Source organism: Streptomyces sp. B1866, assembly GCF_031932565.1.
GTDB lineage: Bacteria > Actinomycetota > Actinomycetes > Streptomycetales > Streptomycetaceae > Streptomyces.
Window position 1 is genome coordinate 1 of sequence record NZ_JAVSCF010000278.1, and the last position, 8,117, is coordinate 8,117.

The 8,117-nt window shown below is 76.0% G+C and carries 5 protein-coding genes; 3 read left to right on the forward strand and 2 right to left on the reverse strand.

From position 1 onward, the window contains the following. Nucleotides 1–1,060: M6 family metalloprotease domain-containing protein (locus RKE29_RS25590; RefSeq protein ID WP_312008000.1), on the reverse strand; the 1,060-nt coding region annotated here is incomplete at its 3' end. 313 nt (nt 1,061–1,373) lie between these two features. Here RKE29_RS25590 and RKE29_RS25595 point away from each other — a divergent pair. Then, nucleotides 1,374–3,395 (forward strand): EAL domain-containing protein, encoded by a 2,022-nt coding sequence (locus RKE29_RS25595; protein ID WP_312008001.1) that lies wholly within the window; start codon nt 1,374–1,376, stop codon nt 3,393–3,395. A 299-nt stretch (nt 3,396–3,694) separates the two neighbouring features. On the opposite strand, the gene RKE29_RS25600 is transcribed toward RKE29_RS25595, so the two are convergent. Further along, nucleotides 3,695–4,825: an LLM class flavin-dependent oxidoreductase gene (locus tag RKE29_RS25600; protein ID WP_312008002.1), complete on the reverse strand. Its 1,131-nt coding sequence runs from the start codon at nt 4,823–4,825 to the stop codon at nt 3,695–3,697. A gap of 601 nt (nt 4,826–5,426) precedes the next feature. On the opposite strand from RKE29_RS25600, the gene hemC reads away from it, so the two are divergent. Both hemC and RKE29_RS25610 read left to right on the forward strand, forming a co-directional pair. Then, nucleotides 5,427–6,362 (forward strand): hydroxymethylbilane synthase, encoded by a 936-nt coding sequence (gene hemC, locus RKE29_RS25605; RefSeq protein WP_312008004.1) that lies wholly within the window; start codon nt 5,427–5,429, stop codon nt 6,360–6,362. Nucleotides 6,363–6,614: 252 nt separating this feature from the next. Continuing rightward, entirely contained in the window at nt 6,615–8,027 is a 1,413-nt protein-coding gene (locus RKE29_RS25610) for a S41 family peptidase (protein ID WP_312008005.1), read from the forward strand. Nucleotides 8,028–8,117 lie beyond the last annotated feature (90 nt).

Here is an 8,117-nt window from a genome sequence, read left to right on the forward strand (position 1 = left end):
CCGCGGCTCCGCCCCCGGGCCCGCCCGCGCGGGCCGCCGCGGCCCGGACGGAGCCCGGCCGCCGGGACCGGACCGGACCGGGCCGCGCCCCGTCCGCCGCCATGGGCGCGCTGAGCGGGCGCAGCGTGTGCCGGGTGCCGCCCGTCGCGCGCACGCACGCGACCTGGCGGCCGGTCAGCCAGCCCAGCTTCCACTTGTGCCAGCCGAAGGGCTCCGGCGCGAGCCCGAACTGGCTGCCCATCAGGTCCCAGTCCCCNCCGAAGGGCTCCGGCGCGAGCCCGAACTGGCTGCCCATCAGGTCCCAGTCCCCCACGTGGGTGTCCCAGTCGCCGCCGCCGTCCTCCGGCCGGTGGTACAGGTCGGGCAGGTCCAGGACGTGCCCGGTCTCGTGGGCCAGGACGTGGCGGTCCGGCGGGTGCCGCTCGAAGACGGTGACGAGGCGGCGCAGCGCGGTGCCGTCCGCCCGCGGCGGCTGGTCGAAGTTGACGACCTTGGTGGCGTCCGGGTCGACACCGGGCGCGTCCGGGTCGGCGACCAGGTAGACGATGTCGTACGCGCGGAAGTCCACCGCGGGGTCGGCGGCGGCCAGCGCGTCGCGCAGGTAGGCGGCGCGGTGGCCGGTGTCCCAGTCGCGCCGTATGGCGTACGAGGACGAGGCTCGGGGCATGGCGATCCACCGGTTCACCGGGTGCACGCGCAGCCGGAACCGCCCGTAGGAGGCGCGCCGGAAGAAGGCGGTGGTGCCGGGGACGTGGTCGGCGGCCACCGCGCGCGGGGTCAGCCGGGGCCGGGCGTCGGGGAAGGCCAGGAAGACCATCACGGCGTCAAGGGCGCGCGTGGGCCGCGGGTAGCGCGTGTCCCAGGAGTCGAGCCCCTCGGAGTGGTGCGCGCCGGTGCGCCGCAGGGTGCACGGGCCGTCCGCGCCCGCCGCCGCGACCGGTCCGGCCACCACGGTGGTGGCGACCACGGCGCTGAGCGAGGTCAGGACCGCTCCCGCGCGGCGCAGGGACGGCGGCCGGCCGGCGCTCCGGGGGCCCTGGGGGACGCGACAGCGTGCCATGTCGACCTCCTGGGCGTCGTGCGGTACGCCCCCTCCACCTTCTGCCGCTTATAGGGATTACGCCCTGTTGCCCTGACCCGGTCGAGTGAACTGCCCACGATTCGGGTACGTAACAGACGGTCACAGTCGGTCATGAGAGCAGAAGGTCCGTGCAGAGTCGAGCAAATACGGCCAAACACCGGTGCGACGCGCCGCTGGTCGCGCTTGCCCTGCTGGAAGGCCCAGAGTGGGAGCCTCTATGATCGGCACATTTCCAACGGGAATTCCCCACTCGGGTGCACATTCAACGTCCGCCCGACACCCGGTGTGAGACATGCACGAGACGTGTACGACAGACCTGTACGAGTACGAACCGACGAGCGCCACGCGGGAGCGAGCGGTGAGCGGATCCCCTGAAGGCCAGGACCGCGCCCCTCGCACCACCCTGCCGGTGATCCCCGACCGCCCCGCGGCCGTGCCCGAACGGCCCGCGGCGCTGCCCGACCGCGCCACCCCGCTGCCCGACCGCGCCACCGTGCTCCCGGACCGCGCCCCCGCGCGCGCGGACCGCGCCCCGGCGCTGTCCGACCATCCGCCGGCGCTGCCCGACCCTCCCGCGCCGCTCCCGGACCCCTCGGGGCTCTCCGACCACCCGTCGGGGCTCCCCGACCGCCCTCCCGAGCCGAGCGACTACCGCACCGCCTTCCACGCCGCCCGCCTGGCCATGGCGATCGTCGGCCGGGACGGCGTGGTGCTGGACGCCAACCCCGCGCTCGGCACCCTGCTGAGCACCGACCCGGCCCTGCTGACCGCCCGCGACGCCGCCGACCTGGCCGACCTGCGGGAGGACGCGCGCACCTGGTCCGAGTACCGCGAGGTGCTGCTCGGCCGCCGCGGGCGGCTGCTGTGCACCCGCCGTCTGAAGCGCCCCGGCGGCCACAGCCTGTGGGCCGAGATCACCGTCGAACCGGTGCCGGACAGCTGCAACGTGCTGCTGTCGGTCACCGACATCAGCGACCGGCGCGACCTCCAGGCCCGGCTGCGCCACCTCCAGATGCACGACCCGGTCACCCGGCTACCCAACCGGAACCTCTTCTTCGACAAACTCGCCTCCGCGCTGGAGGCCGCCTCGTACGACCCGGGCAGCGGCCGCCGCATCGGGCTGTGCTACCTCGACCTGGACGGCTTCAAGGCGATCAACGACACCCTCGGGCACCGGGTCGGCGACCGGCTGCTCAGCGCGGTCGCCCAGCGGCTCGTGGAGTGCGCCGCACCCGACGGGCACCTGGTGGCGCGCCTGGGCGGGGACGAGTTCGCCCTGCTGGTGGAGGACTCCGAGGGCACCGAGCAGCTGTGCGAGCTGGCCCGCACGGTCCTGGCCGCGCTCCAGCGGCCGTTCGACGTGTCCGGGCAGCGGCTGTCGGTGTCGGCGAGCATCGGCGTGGTGGAGCGGCCCGCCGCGGGCATCCACACCACCTGGCTGATGCAGGCGGCCGACACCACCCTCTATTGGGCCAAGGAGGACGGGAAGGCCCGCTGGACCCTCTTCGACCCCGAGCGCAACGCGCACCGCATGACCCGGCAGGCGCTGGCCTCCACGCTGCGCCCGGCCGTGGAGCGCGAGGAGTTCGTGCTCGACTACCAGCCGCTGGTCGGCCTGGTCGACGGCGCGGTGCGCGGCGTCGAGGCGCTGGTGCGCTGGAACCACCCGCGGTTCGGACGGCTGGCGCCGAATCGGTTCATCTCGCTGGCCGAGGACAGCGGCGCCATCGTGCCGCTGGGCCGGTGGGTGCTGGAGACCGCCTGCCGCCAGGCCCGCGCGTGGCAGCTCGCCCACCCCCGGGCGCCGATCTTCGTCAGCGTGAACGTCGCCGTCCGCCAGGTGTGGGACTCCGACCTGGTCGCCGACGTCGGCGCGATCCTGGCCAGGACCGGGCTGCCGCCGAACCTGCTCCAGCTGGAGCTGACCGAGTCCGCGGTGATGGGCTCGGCGGGCCGCCCCTCGCAGGCGCTCCAGCAGCTCAGCGACATGGGCATCGCCATCGCCATCGACGACTTCGGCACCGGCTACTCCAACCTGGCCTACCTCAGCCGGCTGCCGGTCTCCACCCTCAAGCTCGACGGATCGTTTGTGCGCGGCTTCCGCGCCGAAGAGCACCCGAATCCCGCTGACGAAACGATTGTCGAGGCCCTGGTGGACCTCGCGCACCGGCTCGGCCTGTCCGTCACGGCGGAAGGCGTGGAGAGCGCCGAGCAGGCAGAGCGGCTGGGCCGTATCGGGTGCGACACCGGCCAGGGCTGGTTCTACTCGCGAGCGGTGGCGCCGGACCGCATCTCGGCGCTGCTGGCGGGCTGAGACGGGCCGCCCGCGGGTCCGGTCCCGCTGGGGGCCCGTACAGCCCGTACGGGCGGGCGGTCCGCCGGGCCGGGTCCCGGACGCGGCGGGCGCGGCCCGTGCCCTCGGACCCGGCTGCCCCTGGGACTTGGGCTGCCCCCACCCGTTCGGGCCACCGTCCTGGGCCGCGGGCGACGGGCCCCGCTTCGGGCCGGGCGCGTCGCGGCGGGCCGCGTGTCGCGGCCCGTCGGCAGGGCCCGCGCGTAACGCGCAACCGTCCTGGGGCTCACGCGTAACGCGCAACCGTCCTGGGCCGCGCTTCAGGCGCGGCCGTCCGGGTCCGGGGCGTCCCCGTCCAGGACCGGCAGGTGGTACGCGTCCGCGATCAGCTCGTACGACCGCAGGCGCGCGGACCGGCCGTGCGCCGAGCCGGTGATCTTGATCTCGTCCACGCCGGTCCGCTTGACCAGCTCGTCCAGCCCGTCCCGTACCGCGTCGGGCGTGCCGTACACGACGTTCGCCAGCCAGCTGTCCACGAACTCCCGCTCCAGGGCGCTGAACGGGTGCGCCTCGGCCTCCTCCGGCGTCGGGACGAGGCCGGGCCGACCCGTGCGCAGCCGGATCATCGACAGCGCGCCGGTGAGCACCTGTCGCCGCGCCTCCCGCTCGTCGTCGGCCGCGAGCGCGGCCACGCCGATGGACGCGTACGGCCGGTCCAGGACGGCCGACGGGCGGAAGGACGCCCGGTACAGGTCGAGCGCGGGCAGGGTGTGCGCCGAGGAGAAGTGGTGCGCGAAGGAGAACGGCAGGCCGAGCGTGCCCGCCAGCCGCGCGCTGAACCCGCTGGACCCCAGCAGCCACACCGGCGGCCGGTCGGCCGTCTGCACCCCGCCCGGCACGCTTCCCTGCACCGGCCCCGGGACGGCGTGGACACGCGCGTACGGATGCCCGTCGGGAAAGCCGTCGTCCAGGAAGCCGATCAGCTCCGCGAGCCGGCGCGGGAAGTCGTCGGCCGCCTCGTTCAGCCGGTCGGTGCGGCGCAGCGCGGCGGCGGTGACCCCGTCGGTGCCCGGCGCCCGGCCGAGCCCGAGGTCCACCCGGCCGGGCGCCAGCGCCTCCAGGGTGCCGAACTGCTCGGCGATGACCAGCGGCGCGTGGTTGGGGAGCATGACGCCGCCGGAGCCGAGCCGGATGCGGCGGGTGTGCGCGGCCAGGTGGGCGAGGATGACGGCCGGGGAGGAGCTGGCGACGCCGGGCATGGAGTGGTGTTCCGCCACCCAGAACCGGTGGTAGCCGCGCCGCTCGGCGAGCCGCGCCAGCGCCACCGTCGTACGCAGCGCGGAGGAGGCGGTCAGTCCGCTGCCGACGACCGCCAGGTCCAGCACGGACAGCGGCACGGGCGCGCTGCCCCGCGACCTGGCCCGGATGGTCTCGTCCCGCTCGTCGGCCACGCTGGAACCGCCTCTCCTGTCTCGTGCCCCGGCTCTCGGCTGTCCGGGCGCCGCGCTGCGGTGCCTCTCCGGCGCCCGGCCGCGCCCGCACCCGCGTCCGCGCGCGGCGGGCCGGGCCCCCGCGCCGCACGGGCCCCGTCCGTACGGGCGCCCCGTCCGTACGGGCAGCGTCCGTACGGGCCGTCGCGTCCGCACAGGACAGCGTCCGTACGGGCCGGAGTGGCGCGCCGGTCTCGTACCGCCGCGCCAAGGTAACCGGAGAAGGGCTCCGGTCTATTCCCGGCCGGTCGGAGCCTCGGTCCCGCGCCGCCGTACCACCGGCCCAGGACGGCCGCGCCGACCGACCCGAGGGCGGCGCAGGCCACCGCCCCGAGACGGCGCACCCCGGCCCCCGGGGCAGTACGGACCGCCGCCCCGGCCCGCGCGGAAACGCCGTCCCGCGCGTGCCGGCGCACACCGGAACGCGCTCCCGCGCGGGACGGCCGCGCAGGGCTGGGCGACTCACCCGGTGAGACCGGAATACCCGATACGTCGCGGCCGGTGGCCGCATGGTGGAGTCCTGGTGCCCGCGGCCGGAGACCGACGGACTATCGTGGCGCGTATGGCCCCTGTCGAGTCGATCCGCATCGTCTCCCGCTCCTCGCCGATGGCACTGGCCCAGGTCGAGCGGGTGCGAGCCGAGCTGTCCGCCCGCAACCCGGGCCTGCGCACCGAGGTCGTGCCGGTCACGACCTCGGGCGACCGCTGGACCGGCGACCTGGGCCGGCTCGGCGGCAAGGGCGCCTTCACCAAGGAGGTCGACGCCGCGCTGCTCGCCGGGCAGGCCGACCTGGCCGTCCACTGCATGAAGGACGTGCCCGCCGACCGGCCGCTGCCGGCCGGGACGGTCTTCGCCGCGTACCTCAAGCGGGACGACATCCGCGACGCGCTCCTGCACCCGGGCGGCCTGACCCTGGACGCGCTGCCCGCCGGCACCCGCGTCGGCACCTCGTCGGTGCGCCGCGTCGCCCAGCTCGCCGCCTCCCACCCGCACCTGCACTGCGTGCCGTTCCGCGGCAACGCCAACCGGCGCCTGGAGAAGCTGGACGCGGGCCAGGCCGACGCGCTGCTGCTGGCGCTCTCCGGCCTGGAGCGGATCGGGCGGACGGACCGGATCAGCGAGGTGCTGTCGACGGAGCGCATGTGCCCGCCGATCGGCGCGGGCGTGCTGGGGCTCCAGTGCCGCGAGGACGACGCGCCGGTGATCGAGGTCGTCAGCGCGCTGAACGATCCGGCCACCTGGCGGGAGACCGAGGCCGAGCGGATGTTCCTGCACGTGCTCCAGGGGCACTGCAACAGCCCCATCGCCGGGTACGCGCGTGCGGAGCGCGACGGGCGGCTGCACCTGCGCGCCCGCGTCTTCACCCCGGACGGCAAGACGGTGCTGGACGCGCACGAGTGGGCGGGCCCGCTGGACCCGGCCACCCTCGGCACGTCCGTCGCGGTGACGCTGCTGCGCCAGGGCGCGCGCGAGCTGATCGACTCCATCCCGCACTGACCTCCATCCCGCGCTGACCGCCCGGTCCGCACGGCCCCGTCCCGCGCTGACCGCCCGGTCCGCCGTGTGCCCGCGACCCGGCCGCCGCGCCGCCCGGCTGGGGTTAACCCCACCCGCGACGGGCCCGCGGGCCGGATGTCCCCGCCCTCCCCGCCCCGCCGATACTGGGCGCACGAGAAGCGATCAAGAAGGACGGGGTACGGGCACGTGAGGCGCGGGATGCGAACGGCCGCCACAGCCGCCATAGCCGCCGTGGCCGCGACCGGAGCCGGGCTGTCGGCGCCCGCCGCGACGGCGGCGGCCCCGGCGGGCGCGGCGCGGTCCGTGGCGGCGCGGGCGGACGCGGTGGACGGCGTCTGGCGGACGGACGGCTACGGCACGGTGCTGCGCGTGGCGGGCGGGCACCTGGAGCTGTACCAGACCACGTCGGTGAGCTGCCTGCCCGGCGGCACGGGCGAGGCGGCGGGCCCGGCCGACGAGCACGGCGCGGTGCGCTACGACCTGTCCGCCGGGTCCGTCGTCCTGCGGCCCGGGGCCCTGCCCGGCCGCGCGGTGCTGCACGGCGACGGCGCGGCCGGCGACGCACGCCTGCTGCGCGTCGCGGAGCTGCCCGCCGCGTGCCTGCGCGCCGCGCCGAAGGGGCCGCGGGCGGTGTTCGACGTGTTCTGGGAGACGTTCCGGGAGAACTACCCGTTCTTCGCCGCCAAGGGTGTCGACTGGGAGGCGGTCCGCGACCGCTACCGCCCGCAGGTCACCGACGAGACCACGCCCGCGCGGCTCTTCGCGGTCCTGCGCGCCATGGTCGAGCCGCTGTACGACGCGCACGTGTACGTCTCCGCGCCCCCGGCCGGCGGCTTCGCGCAAGGGAGGCCGGGCACCACGCCGCCCAGCCCGGACTACGACGCGAAGATCCTGTCGTACGTGGCCGACCGCGACCTGCACGACCCCGGCCGGAAGCGGATCCAGTCCTTCGCCAACGGGCACATCAGCTACCTCGACCTGCCCGGCGACCGCGGCTACCTGCGCGTCTCCGCCTTCGCCGACTACGTCGAGGACGGCACGTACGCGCGGGAGGCGGCCGAGCTGGATCGCGCCCTGGACGCGGTCCTCAACCCCGAGCGCACCGCCCGCCTGCGCGGCCTGGTGATCGACCTGCGCGTCAACAGCGGCGGCTACGACGCGCTCGGCTTGAAGATCGCGGCCCGGCTGGCCGACCGCCCGTACCTGGCGTACGCCAAGCGGGCGCGCAACGACCCGGACCACCCCATGCGCCACACCGCGCCCCAGCCGATCCCCGTGCGCCCCGCGCACGCGCCCCGGTACACCGGGCCGGTGGCGGTCCTGACGAGCGGTTCGACCATGAGCGCCGGGGAGTCCTTCACGCAGGCCCTCATGGGCCGTCCCGGGCGCACGGTCCGGATCGGCGAGAGCACCCAGGGCGTCTTCTCCGACGTCATGGACCGGGTGCTGCCCGGCCTGCCGGGCGTGGCCGAACCGTGGGGCTTCGGCCTGCCGAACGAGGAGTTCCTGGACGCGGCGGGCCGCACGTACGACGGCGCGGGCATCCCGCCGCAGGTCGCCACGCCGGTCTTCACGGCGGAGGAGTTCGCCCACCGCCGCGACTCGGCGTTCGACACGGCGCTGGCGGTGCTCGGCCGGGAGTGACGGCGCCTCGCGCCTCCGACGGGGGCCGCGTGGCCGCCCGCGCGTGCGGACGGTCCGCGGGCACGCGCCGCGGCCGGTCCGCGGGCACGC

Bases quoted from the DNA above. Each gene is read 5' to 3' on its own strand.
- RKE29_RS25595 (WP_312008001.1), top strand. From the start codon at position 1,374: ATGCACGAGACGTGTACGACAGACCTGTACGAGTACGAACCGACGAGC.
- hemC (WP_312008004.1), top strand. From the start codon at position 5,427: ATGGCCCCTGTCGAGTCGATCCGCATCGTCTCCCGCTCCTCGCCGATG.